Source organism: Algoriphagus sp. (genome assembly GCF_030694375.1).
Taxonomy (GTDB): Bacteria; Bacteroidota; Bacteroidia; order Cytophagales; family Cyclobacteriaceae; genus Algoriphagus.
The window spans coordinates 26,472-53,292 of sequence record NZ_JAUXYL010000049.1; the positions used below are offsets into that span (position 1 = coordinate 26,472).

21 protein-coding genes and 1 tRNA gene are annotated in these 26,821 nt (G+C 40.6%); 8 read left to right on the forward strand and 14 right to left on the reverse strand.

The window, feature by feature from the left end; genetic code table 11:
• The first annotated feature begins 144 nt into the window (after positions 1-144).
• On the forward strand, positions 145-3,564 hold the full coding sequence (locus Q8M62_RS20295; RefSeq protein WP_304901801.1) for a HEAT repeat domain-containing protein: 3,420 nt from the start codon (positions 145-147) through the stop codon (positions 3,562-3,564).
• A gap of 232 nt (positions 3,565-3,796) precedes the next feature.
• Positions 3,797-4,669: a PIG-L deacetylase family protein gene (locus Q8M62_RS20300; RefSeq protein WP_304901802.1), complete on the forward strand. Its 873-nt coding sequence runs from the start codon at positions 3,797-3,799 to the stop codon at positions 4,667-4,669.
• A gap of 171 nt (positions 4,670-4,840) precedes the next feature.
• Here the strand turns inward: Q8M62_RS20300 and msrB are convergent, their stop codons facing one another.
• From msrB to Q8M62_RS20330, 6 genes are all read right to left on the reverse strand, one after another.
• A complete protein-coding gene (gene msrB, locus Q8M62_RS20305; protein ID WP_304901803.1) occupies positions 4,841-5,257 on the reverse strand; it encodes a peptide-methionine (R)-S-oxide reductase MsrB in 417 nt (138 codons plus the stop codon).
• Between the two features lie 110 nt (positions 5,258-5,367).
• Positions 5,368-7,764, reverse strand: coding sequence for a penicillin acylase family protein (locus Q8M62_RS20310; RefSeq protein ID WP_304901804.1), 2,397 nt, complete (start codon positions 7,762-7,764; stop codon positions 5,368-5,370).
• 452 nt (positions 7,765-8,216) lie between these two features.
• Positions 8,217-8,501 carry a hypothetical protein gene (locus Q8M62_RS20315; protein ID WP_304901805.1) on the reverse strand — a complete coding sequence of 95 codons (285 nt, stop codon included), beginning with the start codon at positions 8,499-8,501 and terminating at the stop codon, positions 8,217-8,219.
• Between the two features lie 37 nt (positions 8,502-8,538).
• Positions 8,539-9,720, reverse strand: a complete 1,182-nt coding sequence (locus Q8M62_RS20320; protein ID WP_304901806.1) for an aspartate aminotransferase family protein — start codon at positions 9,718-9,720, stop codon at positions 8,539-8,541.
• 16 nt (positions 9,721-9,736) lie between these two features.
• Positions 9,737-10,633 carry a class I SAM-dependent methyltransferase gene (locus Q8M62_RS20325; protein WP_304901807.1) on the reverse strand — a complete coding sequence of 299 codons (897 nt, stop codon included), beginning with the start codon at positions 10,631-10,633 and terminating at the stop codon, positions 9,737-9,739.
• Between the two features lie 73 nt (positions 10,634-10,706).
• Positions 10,707-11,534: an SDR family NAD(P)-dependent oxidoreductase gene (locus Q8M62_RS20330; protein WP_304901808.1), complete on the reverse strand. Its 828-nt coding sequence runs from the start codon at positions 11,532-11,534 to the stop codon at positions 10,707-10,709.
• 175 nt (positions 11,535-11,709) lie between these two features.
• Here Q8M62_RS20330 and Q8M62_RS20335 point away from each other — a divergent pair, with 175 nt between their 5' ends.
• From Q8M62_RS20335 to Q8M62_RS20345, 3 genes are read left to right on the forward strand one after another with little or no spacing between them, the layout of a single operon-like run.
• Positions 11,710-12,531, forward strand: coding sequence for a 1-acyl-sn-glycerol-3-phosphate acyltransferase (locus Q8M62_RS20335; RefSeq protein ID WP_304901809.1), 822 nt, complete (start codon positions 11,710-11,712; stop codon positions 12,529-12,531).
• Entirely contained in the window at positions 12,524-13,480 is a 957-nt protein-coding gene (locus tag Q8M62_RS20340; protein WP_304901810.1) for a GNAT family N-acetyltransferase, read from the forward strand. Before Q8M62_RS20335 ends, Q8M62_RS20340 begins: the two co-directional genes overlap by 8 nt.
• Positions 13,470-13,856: a CoA-binding protein gene (locus tag Q8M62_RS20345; protein WP_304901811.1), complete on the forward strand. Its 387-nt coding sequence runs from the start codon at positions 13,470-13,472 to the stop codon at positions 13,854-13,856. Before Q8M62_RS20340 ends, Q8M62_RS20345 begins: the two co-directional genes overlap by 11 nt.
• On the opposite strand, the gene Q8M62_RS20350 is transcribed toward Q8M62_RS20345, so the two are convergent.
• Genes Q8M62_RS20350 through Q8M62_RS20360 form a run of 3 tightly spaced genes read right to left on the reverse strand, consistent with a single transcriptional unit; the run spans position 13,847 to position 16,654 of the window.
• Positions 13,847-14,725, reverse strand: a complete 879-nt coding sequence (locus tag Q8M62_RS20350) for a Brp/Blh family beta-carotene 15,15'-dioxygenase (protein ID WP_304901812.1) — start codon at positions 14,723-14,725, stop codon at positions 13,847-13,849. The two genes, Q8M62_RS20345 and Q8M62_RS20350, sit on opposite strands and share 10 nt — an antisense overlap.
• A complete protein-coding gene (locus Q8M62_RS20355; RefSeq protein ID WP_304901813.1) occupies positions 14,712-15,854 on the reverse strand; it encodes a lycopene cyclase family protein in 1,143 nt (380 codons plus the stop codon). Before Q8M62_RS20355 ends, Q8M62_RS20350 begins: the two co-directional genes overlap by 14 nt.
• Positions 15,855-15,904: 50 nt before the next feature.
• Positions 15,905-16,654, reverse strand: a complete 750-nt coding sequence (locus Q8M62_RS20360) for a bacteriorhodopsin (RefSeq protein ID WP_304901814.1) — start codon at positions 16,652-16,654, stop codon at positions 15,905-15,907.
• 348 nt (positions 16,655-17,002) lie between these two features.
• Between Q8M62_RS20360 and gyrB the strand changes: the two genes are divergently transcribed.
• Entirely contained in the window at positions 17,003-18,958 is a 1,956-nt protein-coding gene (gyrB, locus tag Q8M62_RS20365; RefSeq protein WP_304901815.1) for a DNA topoisomerase (ATP-hydrolyzing) subunit B, read from the forward strand.
• Positions 18,959-19,169: 211 nt separating this feature from the next.
• The gene (gene ppk1 / locus Q8M62_RS20370; protein ID WP_304901816.1) at positions 19,170-21,293 is read left to right on the forward strand and encodes a polyphosphate kinase 1; all 2,124 of its coding nucleotides are present in this window, start codon (positions 19,170-19,172) and stop codon (positions 21,291-21,293) included.
• Positions 21,294-21,446: 153 nt separating this feature from the next.
• Here the strand turns inward: ppk1 and Q8M62_RS20375 are convergent, their stop codons facing one another.
• Genes Q8M62_RS20375 through Q8M62_RS20385 form a run of 3 tightly spaced genes read right to left on the reverse strand, consistent with a single transcriptional unit; the run spans position 21,447 to position 23,774 of the window.
• On the reverse strand, positions 21,447-21,656 hold the full coding sequence (locus Q8M62_RS20375) for a hypothetical protein (protein WP_304901817.1): 210 nt from the start codon (positions 21,654-21,656) through the stop codon (positions 21,447-21,449).
• Between the two features lie 57 nt (positions 21,657-21,713).
• The gene (locus Q8M62_RS20380; RefSeq protein WP_304901818.1) at positions 21,714-23,495 is read right to left on the reverse strand and encodes an SLC13 family permease; all 1,782 of its coding nucleotides are present in this window, start codon (positions 23,493-23,495) and stop codon (positions 21,714-21,716) included.
• 3 nt (positions 23,496-23,498) lie between these two features.
• Positions 23,499-23,774 (reverse strand): DUF202 domain-containing protein, encoded by a 276-nt coding sequence (locus tag Q8M62_RS20385; protein WP_304901819.1) that lies wholly within the window; start codon positions 23,772-23,774, stop codon positions 23,499-23,501.
• Between the two features lie 44 nt (positions 23,775-23,818).
• Between Q8M62_RS20385 and Q8M62_RS20390 the strand changes: the two genes are divergently transcribed.
• The gene (locus tag Q8M62_RS20390) at positions 23,819-24,721 is read left to right on the forward strand and encodes a DUF3078 domain-containing protein (protein WP_304901820.1); all 903 of its coding nucleotides are present in this window, start codon (positions 23,819-23,821) and stop codon (positions 24,719-24,721) included.
• Positions 24,722-25,303: 582 nt separating this feature from the next.
• Here Q8M62_RS20390 and Q8M62_RS20395 read toward each other — a convergent pair.
• Both Q8M62_RS20395 and sucC read right to left on the reverse strand, forming a co-directional pair.
• A tRNA-Arg gene (locus Q8M62_RS20395) sits at positions 25,304-25,377 on the reverse strand.
• Positions 25,378-25,389: 12 nt separating this feature from the next.
• Positions 25,390-26,604, reverse strand: coding sequence for an ADP-forming succinate--CoA ligase subunit beta (gene sucC, locus Q8M62_RS20400; RefSeq protein WP_304901821.1), 1,215 nt, complete (start codon positions 26,602-26,604; stop codon positions 25,390-25,392).
• Between the last annotated feature and the right edge of the window lie 217 nt (positions 26,605-26,821).

Consider the following 26,821-nt stretch of genomic DNA (forward strand, 5'->3'; position numbering starts at 1 on the left):
TTTTTTTGTTTTATGGTTGTTAGTGGTTAAAGTAAACAAAACCCCGATCCTTGATCGGGTTTTTTGTTTTTAGGATCATTTATATCAACGGCATGCATTCGAATTTCAATTTATCTATTTTGGAGGTTCGAATCAGCCTATTATATGTTTAATTCCCAAGACAAACCCACTTTTGTCCTAGCGCTTTTGTTGCTAGGCACCATGACTTTTTTCACATCTTGTAAGAAGTCTGAGCCTGTTGATCTTCGCATCAAAACGCTCACTATAGAAGAAATCACACCTTTAGCTGAAGCTGCGGTCAAGTCCATTAATCCTATTCTTGCAGACGGGCTGAAGCTTTCTGTATGGGCAGTGGATTCCTTGGTAAAAGATCCTATTTCGATTCAGGTCAATGAATTTGGAGAAGTTTTTTATTCACGCTCTCCTCGACGAAATAATTCTGAATTCGACATTAGAGGTCATCAGAGTTGGGAAATCCGCTCCATTGGTTTACAAACTATCGAAGACAAGCGGGCATTTCTCCATGATGAATTGTCTCCTGAGCGATCCTCCGAGAATACTTGGCTGGCAGACTTGAACGGCGACGGATCTCACGATTGGAGAGACATGACCTTGGAGAAGAATGAAGTTTTCAAACTCAAAGATACCAACGGCGACGGATTTGCAGACTGGTCCCAGATCATGATGCAGGATTTGAACGAGGAAGTGACCGATGTTGCCGGAGGGCTAATGAAAACTGAAGACGCACTATATGTCGCGGCTGGTCCTGATCTTTGGAAATTTTTGGATAAAAATGGTGATGGAATTATGGATGAAAAAACATCCCTGTCCCATGGATATGGCATTCACGTTGGGTTTGGAGGGCATGGAATGTCCGGAATAAAAATGGGGCCTGAAGGAAAAATATACTGGGGAATCGGTGATATCGGATTTAATGGAAAAAGCGCTGACGGGACAGAATGGAAATATCCGAATCGTGGTGTGATTGCCCGTGCAAATCCCGATGGAAGTGATTTTGAAATTTTTGCAATGGGTGTCAGAAATACCCATGAGTTCGTTTTTGACCAATTTAACAATCTTATTTCCGTAGATAATGACGGAGATCACGCCGGCGAAAGAGAGCGCTTGGTTTATTTGACCAATGGATCTGATACCGGTTGGCGAATCAATTGGCAATTTGGAAAATATCGTGACCCAGATAACAATACCTATAAAGTGTGGATGGATGAGAAGCTTTATCTCCCACGATGGGAAGGTCAGGCGGCGTACATTACTCCCTGCATTCAAAACTACGTAAATGGGCCTACTGGAATGGTTTTCAATCCTGGTACCGGATTGGGACAAAAATGGAAAGACCACTTTTTTGTAGCTGAGTTTGTTGGAAATCCAGCCAATTCAGGCGTACATGCTTTCCAACTTCAGCCAAAGGGAGCCACATTTGAGCTGACCAAAACAGAAAAAATTGTCGGAGGATTGTTGGCTACAGGCTTGGATTTTGGACCGGATGGTACCTTGTATATGGCTGATTTTATCACAGGCTGGGATGATAAAAATTACGGTAGAATTTGGACTTTGAAAGACGAAACAGCTACAGGTTGGGATCTTCAAAAACTGACAGAAACAGAATTGCAGGCTAATTACAAAACCCTTTCAGAAAAGGACTTAAAGTCAAAACTGTTTTTTGAAGATCAGCGTGTCCGTAGAAAAGCACAATTCGAACTCGCCAAGAGGGGCAAAAAAGGGGCAGCTATATTTCAGGAAGTAATTAAGGACAAAAGTAATCAACAGGCTCGAGTACATTCGATAGTTGGCCTGAGTCAATTGGGTAGACTGGATGATATGGCTTTTGCGGATGCTTTAGTTCCATTATTGAAAGATTCCGATCCTGAGATCAGGGCTCAGGCTGCCAAGTGGATTGGAGACATTAGATATCCGAAAGCAGGTTCTGAGTTGATTGCCGGGCTGAAAGATGAGAATTCGAGGGTTCGGTTTTTCAGTGCTGAGGCTTTGGGAAGAACAAGTCATGCTGCTGCGGTTCAACCTTTAATTACCCTTTTGGAAGAAAATAATGATACCGATGCGTACATCCGTCATGCAGCAAGTCTGGCCCTGTCCAGAATAGGTAAAGTGGATGCCATCTCAGCACTTTCCACTCATCCTTCCAAGGCAGTAAGAATGGGGGCGGTTTTAGCATTGCGAAGATTGGAGTCCCCTGAACTGGTTAAGTTTCTTTCAGATTCTGAAGAGTTGATTGTCACCGAAGCAGCTCGTGCGATTCATGACGATTTTTCTGTTCCAGCAGCTCTTCCTGCTTTAGGTGCATTGTTGAGCACCACTCCTTTTCAAAATGAAGCACTAATCCGCAGAGCAATCAGTGCCAATCAGCGTGTAGGTAAAGAAGAGAACCTAAATCAGCTCATTGCTTATCTGGGAAAAGTGAATAATCCGGAAGCTTTGAAAACTGAAGCTTTAGCCGCAATTGGTACTTGGGCTAAGCCTTCGCTTTTGGATCGTGTGGATGGCAGGCATAGAGGAGTGGTTTCCAGGGATCCGGCTCTGATTCGTGATCAGGTAAAACCAGTTTTGATTACTCAGATCAGCACAAAAGAAGAGTCACTCCGTCTGGAGTCAGTAAAAGCTGCCGGAAAACTTGGCATGTCTGATATTGCAGATCTTTTGTTGACTAAGTTGAAATCAGATCCTTCAGATTTGGTGAAAATTCAGGCTTTAAATTCATTAATGACCCTAAATGCATCAAATCTAGGAGAAGCAATCTCTCAAGCGATGGGTGATAATTCTCAATCCGTTCGAGTTGCGGGATTATCATTATTAGCCGAAACTAGCCTTCCAAAGGATCAAAAAGTTGCGCTTTTGACTGATATTATTCAAAAAAGAACTGTACCCGAAAAGCAAACGGCCTTGCTGACCCTATCCAAGCTGGAAGGAAGTAAGGAGTTTCCTGTTTGGAAACAGATACTTACAGATTTTGATCGGGGAAAACTTGCCGAAGGAACTTGGATTGAACTTGAAGAAGCGATAGTGGAGACTAAATCTCCCGAACTCCAGACTGAGTTTACCGCTATTTTGGAAAAGAAAGCTGGAGATGAGACATGGAGAAAATATTCCGGTGCTTTGGCGGAAGGAAACAATCGAAGAGGGCGAACTATTTTCTTTGAAAATCAAACGGCACAGTGTATCCGCTGTCATGCTTACAATGACATGGGAGGAAATGCAGGGCCTGCTCTGGATGGGATTGGGAATGTTTTATCAAAAGAGGAGTTGCTTATTGCCTTGGTGGAACCGAGTAAAAGATTAGCTCCGGGCTATGGATTTGTGACTTTGGAGCTGAATTCCGGAGAAAGTATTTCAGGTACACTGATGACGGATCTACCGGGAGGAGTTACACTGAAAATTGGAACGGACGAAAAAATGATTCCAAGAAAAGACATCAAGTCTACCAAGTTGGCTCCGTCCAGTATGCCAGGTATGGGAGAGCTTTTAAGCAAGCGGGATATCCGTGATTTGGTTACGTACCTAGGAAATTTGAAGAGGAGATTCGAATGAAATCGAGCATAACGAAAATGTCAAAAAGAACAAAAATCAGTACTTATGCGAGATTCCATGTGACCAATAAAAATCAATTATAATCGCATGAAATCGAGCTTGTCTGCCACAAGCAGGCCTGCCTGAGGCAGACATGACTAAAAAGTCACACACTGGAATGATTATCAAACTTGCGAGATTCCCTGTCCGAATACAGGCGGGCATCTGACCAAAAAAATCAAATAATAACCAGATGAAAAAACTAGTAATTGTTTCGCTCGGGATTATCGGCTTCATCTTAATGCTTTCTCCTTGGATTTTGATCCTATTTGGTAGAAATCAGCTTCATGATCATGATATTCCCGAGCAAGAGCAATTGGTAGTAGGAGCACACAAGCAGCGGGTATTGGTGATTTTTCCGCATCCGGACGATGAGGTTACCGTAGCAGGCACTTTGATGAAGCTGAAGGATGAAGGGCATGAGATTCAGATAGTCTGCCTTACAAGAGGCGAAAAGGGCAATTCCGCAGGTATAGCGGATGAAGTTACATTGGCAAGGCTTCGTACAGATGAAATGCAGAAGGCGGCTGAGTTAATCGGTGCCGATGAACTCCATTTAAAAAACTATCCTGACAGCGGTTTAGAAAAAATGGGCCTTGATTCCCTAAAGGAAATCATCAGAAATCTTATTAATGAAATTAATCCGGATGTATTGATCAGCTATGATTCAAAAGTAGGACTCTATGGGCATCCGGATCATCGCCTTACCGGACAGGCTGTAGAGGAAGTTTTTTTGGAAAACAAAGGGTTTCCAGACTTTAAACCTGAAGAAATGTACCAAGTGACTCTTTGCAAAAAGCAAGTAAAGCTAGCGCTGAAACTTTCTTCAGGCTTCCAGAAAAATTACCCTGACGATTCTACTTTAGGATTACCCCAGCCCGATTTTTCCATTAAGACCCAAGCATATTTCCCAAGGACATTGGATGTAATGCAAGCGCATCAGAGCCAACAAGCCGTGCTTAAAGATCTAATGCCATTCCATGACAAAGTGCCTACGTGGCTTTATTCCCGCGTATTCGATCGGGAGTACTTCAGAGAGGTAAAGACCTCAGTTGAGGAAAAATAAATTTGCTCTAGTTCTTCATCAAAAGAAGTCCTAAAAACGCCCAACGAAGAATCAGCACTTTATTTTTTTGTTCGCGGCCAATTCAATATTTTTCTTTTGCATTAAAAAAGTCTCTGCAGCAGTAAATAGGAATAAGTAATAGCGATTAATTGTTTTTATAGTTATGATAATTTACCCTTTTTTAAAATCCATACTCAGCGAATTGATGCAATAGCGAATGCCTCCCTGATCTTTTGGTCCGTCAGGAAAACGGTGGCCTAAATGCCCTCCACACTTCCCGCATACAATTTCCTCCCGGATCATGAAGTGGCTGTAATCCATATTCACCACGATGGCTTCAGGATTTATTGGGTCCGTGAAACTTGGCCAACCGCAACCGCTATCGTATTTTTTGGACGAGTGAAAAATCTCATTTCCACAGGCCTTGCATTCATAGATCCCGGTATCCTTATTTAGGTAATATTGTCCCGTAAAGGGCCGCTCGGTTCCTTTTTGCCGCAACACATGAAAAGACTGAGGATCGAGTAAGGTTTCCCACTCAGATTCAGATTTTTGGATTTCGAAATTTATTGGTTCTTTCTTCTTCATTCCTAATTTTTCTATAAAACCCATATTGCAACAGTTAGGTTTAAATATTTGGAAAATCCGGATAAACTCAGCCAAGAGTCTTTTATGGGAAATCTGATTTTTTGTTCTTGTTAATTGGAGGGGATAAGTACTAGTTTTCCTTTAGCTTTATTCTTGATTTCGGTTTCATTCATTAATTGGGGACGATATTTTCCTTTTGCGTAAAGCTGCTTTTGATCCGCATAGTGTTTGCTAAATCGATTGCCGGAGTTTCCTGTCGGTAAAACAGAAACGGAACCATCTGCATCAGCAAAATCCAAAATTATTCGCATCGCAGGGCCTGAAGTCACTTTATAAATTCCCGCTCCGTTAAGTTTGAATGCAAGTTTATTTATCGATTCCTCATTGGCAGGAATGGCCTCAGTACGGACATTAAAGATTTTATCCAATGGCTTTTGACTTCCCAAAGGATGCGGGTGTTCGGCGACCACAGCCTTTTCCCATTTCCAATCCTTCGGATTTTTGCCAAATTGATCAGAAAGTTCTTCCAAAGTGAGTTTCAAGGCTTCGGAAATAATTTCTGTGCGACTTTCAATAGTTGCTGTTCCTTTCCTGTCCCACCAGCGATTTTCAGCATCGGTGAGAAAATGTCTTGTACTTCTAATCATCATAAAAGTCTCCAAATAAGCCTTAAACCCATCTTCACCAAGCTCATCCATCATGGCAAGCCGGAGTGTATGATAAAGCCATTTGTAATAGACAGTGGGAATATTTGAATTCAGTTCGTGATTTCCATCCCAGTTTTGTAATACTTGCAGTACCGCTGAATTAGACTCAAAGTCATTTTGGTTAATTTGAGCGAGCATGAACTGGGCATTTTTGGGATGAGTTTCATTTATTGTTTCTACCTGAAGAGCCTTCGAGGATTCCATATCCCAATCTTCCTTTGCCATTATCGCTTTTGCGATTCGGTTCCATCGATCTCCCGGATAATAATATCCCGGGAAAAAGACGCCATTTCTAAGTGTATCGGGCTGATTGTTGGCAGAAGCTACAAACCCACTTTCAGGATTTATGCTTTGAGGGTTGTCTGTGAAAGGATACCAGCCTTTGGGTTGAGCTTCAGGGTCTGAACCATCAGCAAAAATCTTGGAATGGACTTTATCGCCACGGATAGGAAGTTTGGCTGCTGCCCACCAAGCGATATTACCCAAGCTGTCTCCATACATGATGTTCAATCCCGGTGCATGGATCAAACTTGCTGCATCAGCTACTTCCTGAATATTTCCTGCGTGGTTCATTTTGTAAATGGCTTCCATTGCTTTGGTAGGTTCTAAAATATACACCCACCAAGAGGTTACGGGGTTGGAAGTTAGGTTGCCAATTTCTTTGACCACAGAATTCATGATGGGTCCATGTATTGTTTCCCTGATTTCAAATTCAATGGATTTTTCACCTTTTACCTGTATGATTTCTTTTCTTGAAGTGATGGGGAACGAGACCTCGCCAACCATGATTTCATTCGGGTTGACAGGATTCAGTTTTTCTTCAAAAAAGTCCTGATCGTCGTTTTCAAACATCGTGAGGCCAATACTGTGATGTCGACTATGGCCAACCAATCCAAAGGGAACTCCTGCCAGATGATTTCCATAAAAGCTGAAACCAGGGTACTCAAGATGGGCTTCGTACCAAACGGAAGGAGAGGAGAAACCAATGTGTGTATCGTTATTGAATAGCACTTTTCCTGACTTGGTGCGGCTTCCTGCAATCACCCATGAATTGCTTCCTTCCAGTAATGGAACAGGTATTTTTTCCAATAATGCTGACAAAGTCGAGACGACTGGGCTTAAATCAGAGTTTAAGGAATCGGGGTAATTTAATGGAATAACATGATGTTCGGGGAGAGTTTGAACCGATAAAGAGCTCATGTAATCGGGTCCAAGATCTCTGGCAATCTTGGTCACTAGAGGATCGGTTTTCAATCCCATCGCAAAGGTAAATGACATGTATCCGACAATCGAATGCAAATCCTCAATGGTGTATGGCCTTGGTTTCTCACCTAAAAGCAAGTATTCCACGGGAAGTGTGCCGTGTTGGATAAATTCGTTTACCCCTTCCAGATAGGCTTCTGCGGCTTTTTTCCAGGGAGTTTCACCTTGGGTTAAAAATGCGGCGGAACTTTCTTTCGCATGTTTCGGGATTCCAAGGGTATGAAAAAACTGATCGATCTCAAGCAAGTCTTTTCCCAAAAACTCAGCAAGTGTGCCTGAACCAACCCTACGCATCATTTCCAACTGGAAAAGCCGATCCTGCGCATGCACATAACCCAAAGCCCGATAGGCATCGGCTTCATTTTGCGCATAGATGTGTGGAATTCCATACATATCGAAATTCACTTCTACTTTTTCTTTCAGGCCAGAAATGGAAAGTTCTCCTCCGTATCGAGGGCTGTGCCAAAAGATAAAAATCAGGAATCCGATGATGCCTATTAGGGTCAGTGAACCCAAAACCGTAAGTAGTTTTTTCATTTCTTGGAAATTTTTCTAAAAGATAAGTGAAAGATTAAAAAGCAAGTATGTCCATCAATTGATTCCTAGGCTTTCTTTATTTCAGTCCGAATTTAATAGGGGGATTTATCAAAAAATAAAAGTAAAAAGCACCTAAAACATAACAGACTACATCAACTAGATCTGAGGTGTATGCAGTTGAGAATTTGGGCAAAAGCCATTCAAATACCACAGAAACATAGATTAAAGCAATGAGAATTTGGATTTTAGTGAATGAAAAGTCATCTTTTTTTGGGTGAATCAGCCTATATAGTTGAAGTGTTGTTCCCAAGATGACAGGGATTGCCAAAAGGTCATCGAAGTAAGCGTGAACGAGGGGAATGAAAATTCTGAATGATTTTTCCAGCAATTGATTGATCAAAAAAAGTAAAACCGGGATAAAAAAAAATGGATTTTTAAGGACCGACATTTTCTTAACCCGGAAGAGCGGCAATCAGCCAAAGAATAAAAGTGATGATGGCCATGTAGATTGTATAAAAGAAATTACCAACTTTTTTGGCTTTTTTTATGAAGTTTGAGTCGGTGTCCTTGATGTTGAACATCCAGTTTTCTTCGTTAAGTTTTTTATCAGCAATTCGCTTATTCTGATTTTCCAGGTCTTTTCCACCAAGGGCTTGTCCACAATTTTCGCAAACGTCATCCAGGTTCATTTCCCATGAAGACCATTTTCCGCAGTGAGGACATCTCTTTTGATCCATATGTTAAAGACTGTTATTACAAAGAAAATCCCTTTTTTCAATTCTCATCTATCGCTCTTAAAATTACTGTACACGCAGCTCTAATTTGCTCTTCTGTTATAATCAAAGGTGGGGCGATTCGCATCGAGTCATCGCAAAACAAAAACCAATCGGTAATCACACCTAATTCAATCGCCCGATCAATGATGGGCTTGAGCACTTCAAAAGACTCAAACTCTAAAGCCATCATTAATCCTTTATTTCGAAATCTATTGATTTTTGGATGGACAAGCAGTTTTTTAAATAGATTTGCCTTTGCTTCAACCTGCTCGATCAGCTTTTCTTCCAGAAGAATTTGGATTGTGGCTAGGGATGCCGCAGCACTGACAGGATGTCCCCCAAATGTGGTAATATGGCCTAATAGGGGGTTGTTTTTGAAAACACCCATGACTTCCTTGTTGGCAATGAACGCACCGATTGGCATTCCTCCTCCCATTCCTTTTGCGCAGACGAGTATATCTGGTACAATCTCAAAATGCTCAAAGGCCCAGAATTTACCCGTTCGTCCAAACCCGGCCTGAATTTCATCCAAAATCAAAAGCGTTCCGGTTTCATCGCAGCGCTTTCTCAGAGCTTGAAAATACTCCCGGCATGCTACCCGAATTCCAGCTTCACCTTGAATCGTTTCGATAACGACGGCTGCTGTTTCGGATGTTATTTTTTCCAAATCCGAAAAACTTCCATAGAAAATATGCTTGATCCCGGGAAGCAAAGGTCGATAGGCACGCTTGAAAACTTCATTTCCTCCGACACTCAGCGAACCGTGACTTGAACCATGGTAAGCGTCTACGCAAGAGATCAATTCACGACGATTGGTGTAGCGCTTGGCTAGTTTGAGTGCTCCTTCGATTGCCTCCGAACCACTATTTACCAAGTACACATTGTCCAAATGGGAGGGGAGGGAATCGCAAAGGGCTTTTGCCAAAAGTGTTTGAGGGGTCTGTACATATTCTCCGTACACCATGAGGTGAAGATATTTGTCCAGTTGATCATGGATGGCCTTTAATACCTTGGGATGTCGATGGCCCACATTACTCACGCCTATTCCAGAGATGAGATCAATGTATTTTTCACCTTTTGGTCCATATAGGTAGATGCCCTCGGCCTTCTCCACTTCGATCATTAATGGGAAATCGGTGGTTTGCGCTAAGTGGGAAAGAAAAAGTTGTCGGTTGTTCATTATTAGTTAACTCAAATCAAAAACTTGAGAATCGAAAGAAAATACCCAAAGGGAGCTTTTTGCCCTGTTTTTCTTCGAGGTAAAGTTCACCTTGTTCCGGATTTTGGACTTCACCAAAGTTGGAGCGGATGAGGTTGGCTGCGATCAATGAAGAGAAACTCAAAGAGTACATGTTTAGTAAGAGAAAGTGGTTTTTCGGATCCAGAATTTCAGCGCAGGTTTTGAGCATTTCATTGATTTGCTCTTCTAAAATCCACTTTTCTCCTTCAGGACCACGCCCGTAGGCTGGAGGATCAAGGATTATACCCTGATAGACATTTCCTCTTCGTGCTTCTCGCTTGATGAATTTCATTGCGTCATCCACCATCCAGCGGATCCCCTCCAGACCGGATGATTCCATATTGTGTTTGGACCAAGTGACTACCTGCTTCACTGAATCCAGATGGGTAACCTCCGCACCAGCGGCACGACAGGCCACACTTGCAGCGCCGGTGTAGGCGAATAGGTTTAATACCTTAGGTTTTTGATTTGGGAAAGACTTGATTTTTTGAAATAGATAATCCCAATTTACTGCCTGCTCGGGAAAGAGCCCGATGTGCTTAAAGGACGTTTGAGCCAGATTTAACGTCATTTTCAATCCATCTCCATTTTCATATTCAATGGACCAATTATGCGGCATGGGTTTGATCTGTTGCCATTGGCCCTTTTCCGGATTGTTTTTTTCCTTTGCAAAATGAGCATGAGCAAGTTTTCGCCATTCAGATTCAGGCAAACTTTTGTCCCAAATTGCCTGTGGTTCGGGTCGACTGAGGATAAATTTCCCGAAGCGTTCCAGTTTTTCGAAGCCCCCTGTATCGATCAGTTCATAATCAGACCATGGGCCGGGGCAAAGTGAGAGGATGGTTTCTTTCATTGCCGCAATTTAGGTTTTTTGACCGAAGCGACCATCGTTCACCCAACGCTATCCAAGATTTTGATAAGCGAATTCATGACTTCAAAGCGGACAAGACTTCTTCACTGTATTCCCACAGGCTGGATGATAGATCGCGACTCAGTCCAAATGAAGATGGAGATTTTGGTTTTCTGCGAACATAATAACTTCCATTTCGGAGATTTTCCTTCGTGGTTTTCGCTAAAAAGATTGTCGTTTCAGCGCCTGCTTTGGGGCTGATGAAAAACAGCTGAGTGAGACGGATGAGGCCCTTGGTAAGGCCCGAAGTTTCGGATCCAAAAGCTGTTCGTACTGCCCCGGGATGCAAGGAGAAGGCATTTATTCCTTTACTTTCAAATCTGGTCTTCAGTTCGTTGGAGAACAATATATTATAAAGTTTTACTTTTCCGTAGGCAGTGATGGTAGTTGCGGATTTTTTCAGACTGAAATCCCCGCTTGGATCTCCGGAAATTCGGTGGGCCTCTGAACTTACATTGATGATTTTGGCCTTGCCTTTTTCCAATGCAGGGAGAAGCTCTTGCGTTAACAAAAAGTGTCCAAGATGATTGGTGGCGAAGGTCATGTCCAGACCTTCAGATGTGAGTTTTTTTGCGGGGAACATTCCGCCTGCATTATTAATCAACACATCTACTTGGTCAGTGAATTGAAGAATTTCTTTAGCACCCGCTTTTACGCTGCTCATTTCGCTTAAGTCCATCGATATGAGTCTGATCTTTTCTTTACCGGGTAAGCCATCAATCATTTTTTTGGCTTTTTCTAGATTCCTGACTGGCAGGAGTGCCAGTTTGCACTCTGGCAGTAATGCTTTTAATGTCTCCCATCCAATACCGGAAGTGCTGCCCGTCACTATTAAATTTATCATATGTGTAGTTTATCTAGACTACTGAAAATCTAGGCTCTTGGTTTTCAGGAATCTAGTTTTAGTCCCTTTATAGTAGGAAAATGGAAGATTTTATTTTTGTACTTTTGAAATAATACGTTGTGAAAAAATTAATTTTTGCTTCGAATTTCAATTGAAAGCACAATTTTTTGACCCCATGTCAAAGAAATTTATCGATATCGAAAAGGCCATTCACTCTAAAAACCCAAAGCTTCTCAAATGGATGCCAGGGTTTTTATTGGATTATATTAAAAAAGTCACGCATGAAGCTTGGCTTAATTCTGTATTGACCAAGCACCTTCACTTGAAAGGACTGGATTTTGTCAATGCGTTAATCGAGGAATTTGAAATAGAGGTTGAATTGATAGGAAAGGAAAACATTCCTAAAACAGGTGGGTTCATACTTGCGGCTAATCATCCTTTGGGTGGAATGGATGGAATCGCACTGATGTATGCAATAGGGAAAATCAGGACTGACATCCGCTTTCTTGTTAATGATTTGCTCATGAGTTTTGATAATTTTCAGCCGATTTTCGTTCCGGTAAATACCTTGGGTAAAAATTCACTGAATGCCAGTTTGAGGATTGAAGAAGCCTATGCCAACAATCATCCGGTATTGATTTTTCCTGCCGGACTGGTTTCAAGAAAGCAAGAAGGTAAGGTTCAAGATTTAAAATGGAAGAAAAGCTTTATTTCTAAGGCAAAAAAATACCAGTTGAATGTACTGCCCTGTCACATCGGAGGAAGGAATTCTGAGTTTTTTTACAATCTTGCTCACTGGCGAAAAAAAATCGGCGTATCAGCAAACATTGAAATGTTTTGGCTAGTAGACGAAATGTATAAGAAAAGAGGAAAGAAAGTGGTGATCAAAGTAGGTAATCCCGTTTCTTACCAATATTTTAATTCTGAGAAAAGTGATGTCCAATGGGCTGAATATATGAAAGATCTGGTATACAAACTTGAGGAGGCGAATGACTAAAGTAATGCCGATTATTTCTGCAGTGGATCGCAACTTGCTCAAAAGCGAGTTAACGCGTGAGCGATTCCTCCGCTATACAAACAATGGAGATAACCTAGTCTATTTGGTCAATTATCACAATGCTCCAAATGTCGTCCGGGAAATTGGCCGATTGCGGGAGTTAACATTTCGTGCAGCCGGAGGTGGAACTGGAATGGAAGTGGATTTGGATGACAATGATATTTGCGAAAATTGCTACGATCAGCTGATTACCTGGAATCCCGAGGATGAAGAAATCGTAGCAGGATATCGCGTGATTATGTGCAAAAATGCAATTCAGCCTGATGGTTCAATTAATCTGTCTACGACTCATCTATTCGACTTTTCCGAAAAATTCATCAAGGATTATATCCCTTACACCTTAGAATTAGGGCGCTCTTTTGTCCAGCCACAATATCAGCCGAGTCTGGATAATCGTAAGGGAATCTTTAGTTTGGATAATCTCTGGGATGGATTAGGGGCTGTGGTTTTACTCAATCCTGATGTCAAATATCTCTTCGGTAAAGTGACTATGTATCCACATTACAATCGGGAAGGGCGTGACCTTTTATTGTATTTTATGAATCACTATTTTCCTGATTATGATTCACTTGTATTGCCTAAAGTGAATCTAAGGTTAACCTATGAGACTGGGATTGAATTGCTGCCAAATCCTTTTGAAAACCTAGACTATAAGGAAGGGTATAAATACCTGAATGGGAGAATTAGATCCTTGGGTGAGAACATTCCTCCTTTGATCAACACTTATATGAACTTATCACCGACCATGAGAACTTTCGGTACTGCCTTGAATGATGAGTTTGGCGAAGTAGAGGAAACTGGAATAATGATTACCCTAGCCGACATCTACGAGAGTAAAAAGCACCGTCACATGGATACGTTTGTACGAGACCGTATTTATGAAAGGTAATAGGATGGATTCAAGGTTGACTTTGGTAGTTGGTGCTACTACAAATCCTTCCCGCTATGCATTTTCTGCAGCTCAACTGTTTTCTGAAAAAAACCTCGAATTTATTCCCATAGGAATCAAAAAAGGGGAGCTTTTTGGAAAGGAAATCCTTGATTTAAATGCCAGGCCTGATTTGAAGAATGTCCATACCATCACGCTGTATATCGGCCCGGCCAATCAGACGGAGTGGATTGACTACCTGATCGGCCTGCATCCAAAACGAATTATTTTTAATCCGGGTACAGAAAACCCTGAATTTTTCAAGAAAGCTTCCGAAGCCGGAATTGAAGTGCTGACTGCCTGCAACTTAGTGATGTTGAGTACAGGTCAATTTTGATTTAATTCTTTCAAAAAGCTATCCATGTAAAGGATATGGGGAAATGAAATCAGCGAGATCATCACAAAGAAAAGTAGAATCAATTCATTGCTTTCGAGAAATTTTAAGCCAAAAAATAAGATTAGGCCAATACCAATGAAACTGATAATTGAAAATGGAAGAAGTTGTATTCCAAATTTTTTGACTGAGTTGTAAGCTTTGAACCCACGCAAAAACTTGTATTCTGTAATCATACTTGGCAATGCATGCCAAAACCCAAAGTAAACCACAAATCCTATGAGCAATGGGCTATAGAAGAGAATGGGCCCCAAGACTACGATTTCCAAGATATGTCTTTTCTGGAATTTGCAACCGGATATTTCTTGAAATAGCAGGGTAGTTAAGAGAAATGCAACCAATATAAAACTTTTGGATTGAGCCAGATATTCCAAATTGACAAGAGGCGAGAGGATCAATTTGGTTGCTTCCCAATCACCAAATAGAATAGCAAAAAGGAAGAAACCTCCGCGAGTGGTAAAGAGAAGCCATGAATATTGTTTGGGAGGGTTTTCCGAGATGAAGTGGGATTGTCCAAAATGGTATGCAGACATCACTAAAAAAGCGAGCAAAGCCAGTTTAGGAAGGAAATACCAAATCGATAGATAGGCAGCTATTAAAGTCAAATAAATCAGCAAAAACCTTCCCAATCCCTTTCTGTCAATTTTCGGGTTGGATATTAAGTGATCAATTGCACCATGGGGAATACCTATGGAGAGAAGAATTACTCCAAAAAGAGCAAATTGAACCAGTGAATTGCTGTCTGGAAGAAACATAAAAACCAAGCAGATTACTATTCCGAGCGCTTTAGCCGTATTTTCAATGCGTTGCATATTTCAATAGGCTTTTAATGAAGATAGGGAATCGAAGTTTACCAAGCAGCCTAATTTCTTCTACGAATCGAGTTTCTTCACTTAAGAATCGAAGAACTACATCGGCTGAGGAAGTGTCGAATAAATTTAAGAATAAGCTTTGAAGCCTATTTGGCCATTTGTGGGCAATATTCAATAAAATATTATCATAGAAAGAAAATCTGGAAGCACGGTTAAGTTGCAATAATTCCAGCTTGCCAGTTTCGAGATTTCGGATGATTTCCTGACAGTTTTTTTGAATGGAATGAAACGTATAACCTGTCGATGCTTTTGTCCATCCTGCAGCAGTACCGATTTTGACAATCCGCTTGGACTTGAATTTTGGAGACTGTTTTGTACTCATTGGAATAATTCCGGATTCATTGAAGGAGACTTGGTATGGGTCGCCATTCGTGAGGTCGGTTAAGTAAGCTTCCAGCTTATCTTTTAGAATTTTTTCAGAAATATTTTTTTGGGAGTAGCAAGTATATTCTACCAAAGCTTCAGTTTTTGAAAAAGGTAAAATGTAGAAAAATTCAAATTGATCTGATTTTTCTTTAGAAAACTCCATTAGCGTGATATGCTTTGGTTCAAAGACAGCTTTTTCAGTTTTCACTTTCCAACCCAGAAAGACTTGCTTTAATATTGAGTCATCTTTAAAATTTTCTTGTTTCAGCCTTGAGTCAAAGGCATAATTTGCTAGGAAAGAGCCACTGATTTTGGTATTTACTTGAATGTTTTCAGGCCCTTCAATTATATCTTGAACTTCATCCTGTAAAAAAACGACGTTTGGATGATTGGTTAATTTTTTAAAAAGTGATTTGTAAAAATCATGAGAGTTGAGATGATAATAATTCAAACTCCCCAAATTCTTATTTATCCTAATATTACCTGTGGTAAAGCTTAAGTCATTCCAATAGTGGATACTGTCTTTAGGATGGATAGCCAAAGGCTTTTCTGCCCAATAACACCAAGTTTTATCAGGCACTTCTTGTCCTGCTGGATCGATCAGGAGGATTTTTGAATCCTTCAAGTCACTTTCCAAAAGATAATAGACAAGGCTTAAACCTGCACAACCTGCTCCGGCAAGAATGTAATCGTAGCTTTCCATATGAGTAAAAAAAGGGTTGCCTGCGCTTGCACAGACAACCCTGATTTAATTTAAGCTGCTACTTTTCTGGCTTTTGCAGTTTCAGCTATAGCTACTGAATAGATTACCAATCCGAATCCAATTTTGTTGATGGCATCGGCTAGATTGTAAAATAGGTCGATTGAGCTTACCTCAAATGCGCCTGACAATAAGTTACCTGGCAATACCATGTAACCGATTGGATAAATTGACCAACCCAACGTGATGAAAATTTTCAACAGGAACATTGCATTACCCAACGCAGGGCTGTTTGATTCCTTCGCCAATTTGGCTACGTCACCGGCAAATACTTCATACACGATGTACAAGTAACCCAGTGTCGAGAAAATGCCCCACATAATGTTACTGTCAATGCCAGATGTTTCTCCGATGTAACCTGTGATTAACATTACCAAAGAGGCAACAATCAATTTGAATAAAGTTCCACCTTTTGCACCAAATGGTTTGGTTAATAGATAAAACTCAACACACATTAAAGGTACTGTCAGCGTCCAGTCTACATATCTGAATGCTGTTGGACTAGAACCTGTCTGTAGGTAAAAGTCTCTCATGTAATAATAATGTACCGCCGCAATTCCAGTAATCAATCCTGATACAAGAAGGGAGGTTTTCCACTTGCCATCTACAGAGCTTCTTTCTACAAAGAAGAACACAGATGAAGCAAACATGGCCATGTACCCAATAAAAAAGGTAATGGCCACTGGGTCACTGTTAATGAGGCGGTCTAATCCGATTAGTTCCGCGGCTAAGGTGAGGTTCATAAAGGTGAAGTTTTTGAGTTTAAGAAATAATGATTTACAGTTCTAAAAGAACCTCGGTTTGATTTTTGTTTAACAAACGATATGTAAAATTAAACAAAACACAATGAACAGTTAAAATTCAAGTTTCAACTGCATAAAAAATGAGACAAAAAAGAAAGAAAAATTCTAATATTATTGCAGAAACAAAATATTGTTCTGTCGATTCATGATTCTGTTGAAAATCCCTGTTACGATTTTTAGTGACACCAAACCTGCTTCAAACCGACTTTTTTTACCTATATTGCATCTCATAATTTTGAACAAAAAATCACCTTTTTAAGCCCATTTTGAGGCTTTTCTCCAAAAAATATGAGTGAAGAAAAAGCGAAGAATTCTGCTGATTATTCAGCAGATAATATCCAGGTATTAGAAGGCTTGGAAGCAGTTCGAAAGAGACCTGCAATGTATATTGGTGATATTGGTGTCAAAGGCCTGCATCACTTGATTTGGGAAGTGGTTGATAACTCCATTGACGAGGCTCTTGCAGGACATTGTGATACAATTCATGTCACTGTTCACGAAGATAATTCTGTCACAGTAGAGGACAATGGTCGTGGCATACCTACTGATATGCACCACAAAGAGAAAAAGTCAGCACTTGAGGTTGTCTTGACTGTACTGCACGCCGGTGGGAAATTTGACAAGGATACGTATAAAGTTTCTGGTGGTCTGCATGGTGTTGGTGTCTCCTGCGTCAATGCACTTTCCAGTGATCTTAAAGCAACTGTCTATCGTAATGGAGTGATTTTCGAGCAGGAGTTTAAGATTGGTGTGCCTCAATATCCTGCCAGGCAAATTGGGCCGACGGATAAAAGAGGAACAACCATCCATTTCAAACCGGATGCAAGTATTTTTGTGATCACCGAATTCAAGTACGAAACCATTGCAAATCGTCTTAGGGAAATGTCATTCCTGAATGCAGGAATCAGAATCACTTTGACAGACCTCAGAGAAATAGAGGATGGAGCTCCTAAACGGGATGAATTTTTCTCCGAAGGTGGATTGGTTGAATTTGTTCAGTACCTGGACGAAACACGCGAGAAAATAATCGATCATCCAATTTACATAGAATCAGACCAAAACGGCGTACCCGTTCAGGTAGCAATGAACTATAATAGTTCATACAGTGAAAACGTGGTTTCTTATGTCAATACTATCAATACATACGAAGGAGGATCCCACGTAACCGGTTTTAGAAGGGCTTTGACCAGAACATTAAAGTCTTATGCCGACAAATCAGGCATGCTTGACAAGTTAAAACTTGAGGTTTCTGGGGATGATTTTCGTGAAGGTTTGACTGCAGTGATCTCGGTGAAAGTCCAAGAACCCCAGTTTGAGGGCCAGACCAAGACCAAGCTTGGGAATTCCGATGTTATCGGAGCAGTAGACAGTGCGGTGTCCGAAACACTTCAAAGCTGGCTGGAAGAGCATCCCAAAGAAGCAAAAATTATTGTTGGCAAGGTAATTCTTGCCGCTCAGGCACGACACGCTGCTCGAAAGGCCCGTGAAATGGTTCAGCGTAAAAATGTTCTTGGAGGCGGAGGACTTCCGGGTAAGCTTGCCGATTGTGCAAATTCCGATCCTACTGTTTGTGAATTGTATCTAGTCGAAGGGGACTCTGCCGGTGGATCTGCCAAGCAAGGTAGGGATCGTGATTTTCAGGCCATTTTACCATTAAAAGGTAAAATCTTAAACGTTGAAAAAGCACACGAGCACAAAATCTACGACAACGAGGAAATCAAAAACATTCTTACTGCTCTGGGTGTAAAGCTAGGTACTGCAAATGATGACAAGGAATTGGATATGACCGGTCTGCGGTATCATAAAATTATCATCATGACGGATGCGGATATTGACGGATCTCACATCCGAACCTTGATTTTGACCTTGTTCTTCCGATACATGAGGGCACTTATCGAAAATGGCTACGTTTATATAGCCTTGCCACCGCTTTACCTTTTGAAGCGTGGAAAAGATGAACGCTATTGCTGGACAGAGGAGGAGCGAAAGCTTATGACGGCTGATATGGCGAAAGACGGAAAGATAGATAGTGTAGGAATTCAACGTTACAAGGGACTTGGTGAAATGAACCCTGAGCAGCTTTGGACCACTACAATGGATCCCAACGTGCGAACAATCAAACAGGTGAACATTGAATCAGCCGCAGAGGCAGATCACTTATTCAGCATGCTCATGGGAGATGAAGTAGCCCCTCGCAGAGACTTCATTGAAAAAAATGCGAAGTACGCCAAAATCGATACTTAAGAAAAAGGGGCTTTTGAAGCCCCTTTTTTGAAAAGTTCAAGGATTCAATATTTGACTTGGCCGTCTTTTTATTGAATATTGAATGAGATAAATTGAGCCGGTCTGCTACAGGCACGACACTTAATTACATACAGGAGGTTGCCAACCAACCACTACTAAGCAAAGACAGGTGCGAGATTCCATTTGGCCTTTAAGAAAAAATTATAATCATATGAAATTGGCAGTTGGAGATAAATATGAATCCACAATCCAAAAAAGTGATCTTGTCAGCAGAGATTTAAGTTGGATTAAGTTCAATGAGCGTGTATTGGATCAGTCTAAAAAGGTCGGTCGAAGCATATTTGAAAAGCTGAAGTTCTTAGCAATCACTGCCTCCAACTTGGATGAGTTTTTTATGATCCGGGTGGGTTCATTATACAACTATTTAGACTACGAAAAAGAGCGAGTTGACTATTCCGGTCTTAGAGAAGATCCATTTAAGGAAAAGCTCATGAAGGATTGTCAGCGCTATCACTTTGACCAACATGAGCATTTTACCAAAGTAATTCTCCCGGGATTGCATCAGGAGGGGATTTCCCTTTACAATGTTTCCAAATTGTATGAAAACGAACAGGAAATAGTAAAGCAGTATTTTCTTAAGGCAATCTACCCTATGCTTACGCCGATGGTCTATGATGGCTATCGTACATTTCCGATCTTGATGAATAAGCTCCTCGTTTTTGGAGTGGTCACCACAAGTCCAGGCGAGCGCAAGGACATGCGCAAAATGAGTTTTGTGCAGATTCCGGCAAATATTCCTCGGTTTTTTGAGATTGAGCGTGAAAACTCACTTTTACTTATTCCTATAGAGGAGGTGATTAGGGAAAACATCATTTCGCTTTTTAGAAATGTAGAGATTGAATCTATAAGTCTTTTCCGAATCACTCGAAACGGAGATTTCACGCTGGAGGAAAGTGAAGATATGGACGCCAACTTCCTTGAAGAAGTGAAGCGCAAATTGATGGAGCGAAAGACCGGTAGGGTGGTTCGAATAGAGATTGAAGAAGGATACTCTAAATGGATGTTAAACTCCCTTCTGGAAAGGTGGAATCTCAGGTCGGATTCAGTTTATATGGTTAGCCGATCCAGTATGATAGATTTTACAGGTTTATGGCAGATCGTAGGAAATAAGCGATTTAGAGACAGGCTCCCTCAAATCCCAGAACCTGTAAAACCGCTTTCTTATCCGGAAGAGGGGAGAGCTGATATATTTGAAATACTCAAAGAGAAAGACATTCTACTTCATCATCCTTATAATAACATTGATTCGATTCTGGACTTAATTGAAAATGCAGCGGATGATCCTGATGTGATGGCTATTAAAATGACCATCTATCGATTGGCTAAGGATAGCAGAATTACCAAGACACTTCTGAAAGCTGCCGAAAATGGAAAGCACGTATCCGTACTCTTCGAAGTGAAAGCTCGATTTGATGAAGAAAACAACATCCGCGAAGCTAAAAAATTACAAAAGGCAGGTTGCTTTGTCATTTATGGTATTTCAAATTTGAAAACGCATACGAAGCTCCTCCTGATCGTTAAAAAAGACGATACCGAAATAACACGGTTTGTACACTTGGGATCTGGCAATTACAATGAAGATACTGCGAGGCTTTATACAGATATAGGCTTATTGACCACAAATGAAACCCTAGCCAACGATGTTTCGGAGTTTTTCAATGTAATCACTGGGCACTCTGCCCCAAATACCTACCGAAATCTCATTACTGCCCCGCGAGATATGCGGAACCAGTTGATCGAATTTATTGAGGAGGAGGCTGAAAATGCGAGGAAAGGATTGCCTGCAGGGATTTTCATTAAAGTGAATTCACTGGAGGACTCCGAAATCATTTATGCCTTATATAGAGCTTCTCAATCAGGTGTCACCATCAAATTAATCGTTCGCGGCATTTGTTGTTTGAGACCGAGAAGAGTAGGATTGAGCGAAAACATAGAGGTTTTATCCTTGGTTGGAGATTTTCTTGAGCACAGCCGAATTTATCATTTCCATAACAACGGAAATACAAGGACTTATTCTGGGAGCGCAGATATGATGGTAAGAAGCTTTGATAAAAGACTGGAATCTCTCTTCAAAATTGAAGCTCCATTACTGGAAAAGCAGCTGATGAATATTATTTACTTCAATTTGAAAGATAACGTCAATTCCTATGTGATGCAGGAAGACGGCACTTACATCGCCAAACACCCGATTGGAGATGAGCTGGAATTTAATGTTCACAAGGAGTTTTTCAATGTTGATGTTGAAGAAGTACTCAAAGTGAAGTTGGTTGAATAGTCCTCTAACTGAAAAAAAGCCCTCGATAGATTCATCATCAATGTTCCGAGGGCTTTTTTATGGAATAAACTTTTTGATTCACCAATGAATTGGGGTGACTGATTTCAGTTCCAATTTTTCAGTAAACTCACCTCAATTTTCTCAGGGCATCCTTTATTTTTTCTTTGAAGCAACCAAGAGGACAACTCCGGCAGCGGCTACAATTCCACCGGCATAAGTTGGCCAACCAATTTCATTTTTCTTATCGGCTGTCACCTGTATGGGACCAGCGTCAATCACCTTTTCTCTGGTGGTAAAATTAAGGCTTGGAACAAATAACATGATTAATCCTACTACGATCAATACAATTCCAAATGTTTTCATAAATGCTTTTGGGTTTAAGTGAAATGACATGTTTAAATAAAGATGATGATTTTCCAACTAAAAAGGAAAGAAAATCGGAATTCCAAAAGTGGCAATAATCCAAAAGAAGATGTTGAGTGGTGTCCCTACCTTTAGAAAATCTGTGAATCGGTAGTTACCGGGATTATAGATCATTGTATTGGTCTGATAACCCATCGGTGTCATGAAACTCAAACTTGCAGCGAATGTCACCGCCATTAAAAACGGCCTGGTGTCTACATTAAGGCCTGCTGCAATACTTATAGCAATTGGAGCCAAAAGTGCGGCAGAGGCATTATTTGACATTACATTGGTAAGTAAAAAGGTCAACCCAAAAATCGCACTGAGTACTACTCGAGGGCCAAACGATCCAAAAATACGGATAACCCCTTCGCCTATAAGTTCTGCTCCTCCTGTTTTTTGAAGTGCTGACCCCATGGACAAAACTCCGGCTAGCATAAATATCACTTTCCAGTCGATTGCTTTGTAGGCTTCACTGGGGCTGATGGATCGAAGGGCGATTATTACAACAGCTCCGGCTACTGCTGTGAGGGTAATCGGGAAAACCCCAAATGCCGCCAACCCAATCACCAAGGCCAAAGTGCCCAGCGTGAGATATACTTGAGTCTTATTTAGATTAATTTCTTTTCGGGCTGAGATCAGAAGCAAATCTTCTGATTTGTCAACCGATTGGATGGACTCTTCTGAGGCACGCAATAAAAGAATATCACCCGGTTTCAGTGAAGCTTTTGAGAGAAGGGTATTAAATAGACCTGCACGATGTCTTATTCCGATTACCAAAACCTGATCAAATAACTGTCTGAAATTGATGGATTTGATGCTATTATTGATAAGGGAAGAATGAGGAGTGATTACTGCTTCGTAAAGCTTTTCATCATCGTCTGTAACTGATTCCTCTTTCCAGTCCAGTTCAGCTTTGATTTCTACACCTTTTAACTTTTTAAGCTTTGAAAGATTGATTTGATCTGAAATGATTCGGATGAGGTCACCTTCCAACACGGGAGTGTTAGGATAAACTTTTATTTTGTTACCGTTTTCTCGTACAATCTGAAGTGCTTTTACACTTCCGTCTTTGAATAGTTTTTGATTCAAGATTGGTTCCTGCAGATTTTCATAGTCTTTGGTAATGGATACTTCTACCACATAATTACCTAAGTCTAAAGATTCAGAAAGTCCGCTTTTTGATTCCCTGCTCGGGAGAAGCCACTTGCCGATTGTGATCATATATAGCGTACCTGACACCAGGAAAACCAGTCCCATTGCACTCATCTCAAAAACCCCGAAAGGAGGGAGTCCTGCCTTTTCAGCAATTCCACTGACCAATATGTTGGTACTTGTCCCCAAAAGGGTGCAAATTCCCCCCATAAGCGCACCAAAGGAAAGCGGCATTAATAATTTGGATGGTGGGATTTGGTTCTTCTGAGAGATGTAAATCACAGTAGGCATTAGAAGGGCTACCACAGCTGTATCGTTAATAATGGCTGAAAGTAATCCGGCACTGATCATTAAAGTTAAAATCAGTTTTGTCTCACTTTTTCCGGCTTGATTGCTCAAATAATTGCTAAACTGATTAAGAATCCCGGTTCTAAAGATAGCTTGTGAAATCACAAACATAGAAGCTACAGTGATGGTAGCTGAATTAGAAAACCCTGCTAAGCCCTCCTCCAAATCCAAAATTCCAAATAACATGAAAAGCACCATCACCCCGATGGCTACCGTGTCAATCGTAAATTTCTCAGTAAAAAATAAAATGATTGCAAACGAAATGATCCCAAAAACAATCCACACATCTTCAATCATAAATTACATTTTGAGGTAGTGCCCCTTTTTTAACTTTATTTTTATTTTTGAAAAATTGACTATTCCAACACTCAAAAAGGCAAAACTCAGTCCAAAAGCCAAATATCCAAGATCACTTATATGAGAAAGATTTCTGACCTCGAATAAGGCTGTACCTGAAACCAAAAAATAAAGCGATGTCCGGATATAGGCGAGGAGCGTTCTTTCATTGGCAAGTGAAGTACGTTGCCGGGCGAGATAGTCTCTGACTATAAGCTCTTGTTCAAAATCATTTTCCATTTTTCTATTCTTATTTTAGTCCTATAAACTTAAACCTCATATTTATGAAAAACTTGTTCACAATTTTTCTTCTTTTGATCTCAATTGGAATTGTATCGGCCCAGGATAAAGCCATTGCTGATGTCAATGCGGTGAAATCCGATACAAGTTATTGGTTAAAATCGATTGAAGGTACCTTTGCACTGAATCAGGCATCATTTAGTGGAAATTGGACAGGCGGGGGCGTTAATTCCATCGCTTTTAGTGCGGGCATGCTAGGTAGGGCAAATTATGCCAAAGGCAATTGGTCTTGGGATAACACGCTTGATTTACTCTATGGAGTGGTTAAAAATCAAGATCAGGATGAACGAAAGTCAAATGATCGAATCTTCTTGGATTCTAAAGTAGGCTTGAAAGCATCAGAGAAATGGAATTATTTCTTTTCGGGAAATTTCTTGTCCCAATTTGCGCCAGGATACACATTCACGGATACTGATCGAACGTTGATATCAAAATTTGCGAATCCCGCATTTCTGACGTTTGCCTTGGGTATGGAATATAAGCCAAATGAGGAATTCAGCTTGCGTATGGCTCCTTTTTCTCCAAGATTCACTTTTGTGACTGACAAAGAATTGTACCGTAATGTGCCTCTAAATTATGGCGTACCGATTGGTCAAACGGTAAGGACTGAATGGCTTGCCTTCAGTTTACTGGCAGATTGGAATAAGCAGTTGTCTGAAAATATATCCTTCAAGGCCCGCTATCAAATGTACGCTAATTATGAAACACTCGCTTTTAATGCAATTGATCATCGATTGGATCTGATCTTAGCAGCTAAGGTTTCCAATGCAATCAGTGTAACATTGACGGCACTTACCATTTATGATTTGGATCAGGACGATAAAATCCAATTTAGCCAAGGCTTGGGTATTGGATTAGTTTATAAACGTGGAAATTTTCCGGAATGAAAATAAAAAAAATACAAATTATTCTTTGGGATTTTGATTTAAAGGGATTTGTATTATTTTTGAATTCATTGTGGTAGTTAAATAATAGTTGGTTTAGTTTTCAAATAAAGGGCAGGAGATTTTCTCCTGCTTTTTTATTTTAATACCATGGAATAGTTCAATTTTTAAAACTTTGCTGCTAAGGAGTCCAAAATTCTATTCTCAAAGAATAAAACAATTTCTAATGTTGAGAATTTTTCTGTTTTGATTGGACATAAAATTTTCTTGGGATTTCCCCAGAAAAGCAAAAGCAAGGCCTTAACTGCTGATCGATCTTCAATTTTTTAAAGCCTGCGAGTTCTTCTGATTTCTTCTCATCCTTTTTCAAGGCAAAGACCATCTAGCTTATGAATCTTGATCAAAACTTTAATCCATAGGTAATACTCAGTCATTGTAAAAAATGATCTAGATCTAGTTTTAGTAATAAAGCTGTGGTGACCTTCCTGTTTTGGTCAGAGCTGTTTTTTCTTCCGACAATATTGGTCTGCAGTAAATTCCCTGAGATTGGCAAAAAAAAAAGCCCAGACATTCGTCTGAGCTTCGTGCACTCGGAAGGATTCGAACCCTCAACCCTCAGAGCCGAAATCTGATATTCTATCCAGTTGAACTACGAGTGCGTACTTTTATTTTTAGCCTTCCAGTACAGCATGTACTTTCTCGGCGGCTTCTTTCAATGTAATTGCAGACTGCACCTTCAATCCTGACTCGTCAATGATTTTGGCTCCTTCTTCCGCATTTGTACCCTGAAGTCTTACGATAATTGGGATTTTAATGTCACCGATTGATTTGTAAGCTTCTACCACACCGTTTGCAATTCTGTCACAACGAACGATACCACCGAAAACATTGATCAAAATTGCCTTGACGTTTGGATCCTGAAGGATGATTCTGAAACCTGCCTCAACAGTAGTTGCGTTTGCTCCTCCTCCCACATCGAGGAAGTTGGCAGGATCACCACCTGAAAGCTTGATCATATCCATGGTGGCCATTGCCAGGCCTGCGCCATTCACCATGCAACCTACGTTTCCGTCAAGTTTGACATAATTAAGTCCTGATTTAGCAGCTTCTACTTCCAAAGGATCTTCTTCAGCCAAATCCCGTAATTCAGCCAATTTTGGCTGACGATAAAGTGCATTGTCATCGATGTTGACCTTTGCATCTACTGCCAAGATTTTATCATCGGAAGTTTTAAGCACAGGATTAATCTCAAACTGAGAGGCATCTGTTCCGATATAGGCATTGTATAGTGAAGTGATGAATTTCACCATTTCTTTGAATGCATTACCTGAAAGCCCCAATTTGAAGGCAACTTTTCTTGCTTGAAATCCCTGAAGTCCGACCTTCGGGTCGATCCATTCTTTAATGATTTTTTCAGGATGATTTTCAGCTACTTCTTCGATGTCCATTCCGCCTTCTGTAGAAGCCATGATCACATTTGATCCTGTAGCTCTGTCCAAAAGGATGGACATGTAATATTCTTTTGGTTCGGAAGCTCCTGGATAATACACATCCTCAGCGACCAAGACCTTATTTACTTTTTTACCTTCAGCGCCAGTTTGGATAGTAACTAAAGTACCGCCAAGAATTGCGGCTGCTTTTTCTTTCACATCATCCAATTTCTTGGCAAGAACGACACCTCTGGAACCTGTTTCTTTTACTTCACCTTTTCCTCTTCCACCTGCGTGAATCTGTGCTTTGATCACATACCAGGAAGTACCGGTTTGAGCATTGAGTTTTACTGCAGCTTCGTGGGCGGCCTCAGGAGAATCTGCTACATATCCCTCCTGAATTTTTACTCCGTAACCTTTTAATACTTCTTTAGCCTGATATTCGTGAATATTCATGTGTGTAAGATTTTTTTATCAAGGTCACATAGAAAGTCCAAAATAGTAATCCCCTTATGCGAAGATTTTCTCGTGGACATTTCATCCTATTAAAATTTTGCACGAAGATAAGGCGGGCAGATGGATAAATCAAGCCGGTTTTTTTCAATTTTTCAGATGAAAAACCTTTAATTCCTGTAATTGAGGGATTTGTTTTACTTTTAAAAACTCAAAAAAA

Coding starts and splice junctions, on each gene's coding strand:
- Q8M62_RS20295 (WP_304901801.1), top strand. CDS start 145: ATGTTTAATTCCCAAGACAAACCCACTTTTGTCCTAGCGCTTTTGTTG.
- Q8M62_RS20300 (WP_304901802.1), top strand. CDS start 3,797: ATGAAAAAACTAGTAATTGTTTCGCTCGGGATTATCGGCTTCATCTTA.
- msrB (WP_304901803.1), bottom strand. CDS start 5,257: ATGAAGAAGAAAGAACCAATAAATTTCGAAATCCAAAAATCTGAATCT.
- Q8M62_RS20310 (WP_304901804.1), bottom strand. CDS start 7,764: ATGAAAAAACTACTTACGGTTTTGGGTTCACTGACCCTAATAGGCATC.
- Q8M62_RS20315 (WP_304901805.1), bottom strand. CDS start 8,501: ATGGATCAAAAGAGATGTCCTCACTGCGGAAAATGGTCTTCATGGGAA.
- Q8M62_RS20320 (WP_304901806.1), bottom strand. CDS start 9,720: ATGAACAACCGACAACTTTTTCTTTCCCACTTAGCGCAAACCACCGAT.
- Q8M62_RS20325 (WP_304901807.1), bottom strand. CDS start 10,633: ATGAAAGAAACCATCCTCTCACTTTGCCCCGGCCCATGGTCTGATTAT.
- Q8M62_RS20330 (WP_304901808.1), bottom strand. CDS start 11,534: ATGATAAATTTAATAGTGACGGGCAGCACTTCCGGTATTGGATGGGAG.
- Q8M62_RS20335 (WP_304901809.1), top strand. CDS start 11,710: ATGTCAAAGAAATTTATCGATATCGAAAAGGCCATTCACTCTAAAAAC.
- Q8M62_RS20340 (WP_304901810.1), top strand. CDS start 12,524: ATGACTAAAGTAATGCCGATTATTTCTGCAGTGGATCGCAACTTGCTC.
- Q8M62_RS20345 (WP_304901811.1), top strand. CDS start 13,470: ATGAAAGGTAATAGGATGGATTCAAGGTTGACTTTGGTAGTTGGTGCT.
- Q8M62_RS20350 (WP_304901812.1), bottom strand. CDS start 14,725: ATGCAACGCATTGAAAATACGGCTAAAGCGCTCGGAATAGTAATCTGC.
- Q8M62_RS20355 (WP_304901813.1), bottom strand. CDS start 15,854: ATGGAAAGCTACGATTACATTCTTGCCGGAGCAGGTTGTGCAGGTTTA.
- Q8M62_RS20360 (WP_304901814.1), bottom strand. CDS start 16,654: ATGAACCTCACCTTAGCCGCGGAACTAATCGGATTAGACCGCCTCATT.
- gyrB (WP_304901815.1), top strand. CDS start 17,003: ATGAGTGAAGAAAAAGCGAAGAATTCTGCTGATTATTCAGCAGATAAT.
- ppk1 (WP_304901816.1), top strand. CDS start 19,170: ATGAAATTGGCAGTTGGAGATAAATATGAATCCACAATCCAAAAAAGT.
- Q8M62_RS20375 (WP_304901817.1), bottom strand. CDS start 21,656: ATGAAAACATTTGGAATTGTATTGATCGTAGTAGGATTAATCATGTTA.
- Q8M62_RS20380 (WP_304901818.1), bottom strand. CDS start 23,495: ATGATTGAAGATGTGTGGATTGTTTTTGGGATCATTTCGTTTGCAATC.
- Q8M62_RS20385 (WP_304901819.1), bottom strand. CDS start 23,774: ATGGAAAATGATTTTGAACAAGAGCTTATAGTCAGAGACTATCTCGCC.
- Q8M62_RS20390 (WP_304901820.1), top strand. CDS start 23,819: ATGAAAAACTTGTTCACAATTTTTCTTCTTTTGATCTCAATTGGAATT.
- sucC (WP_304901821.1), bottom strand. CDS start 26,604: ATGAATATTCACGAATATCAGGCTAAAGAAGTATTAAAAGGTTACGGA.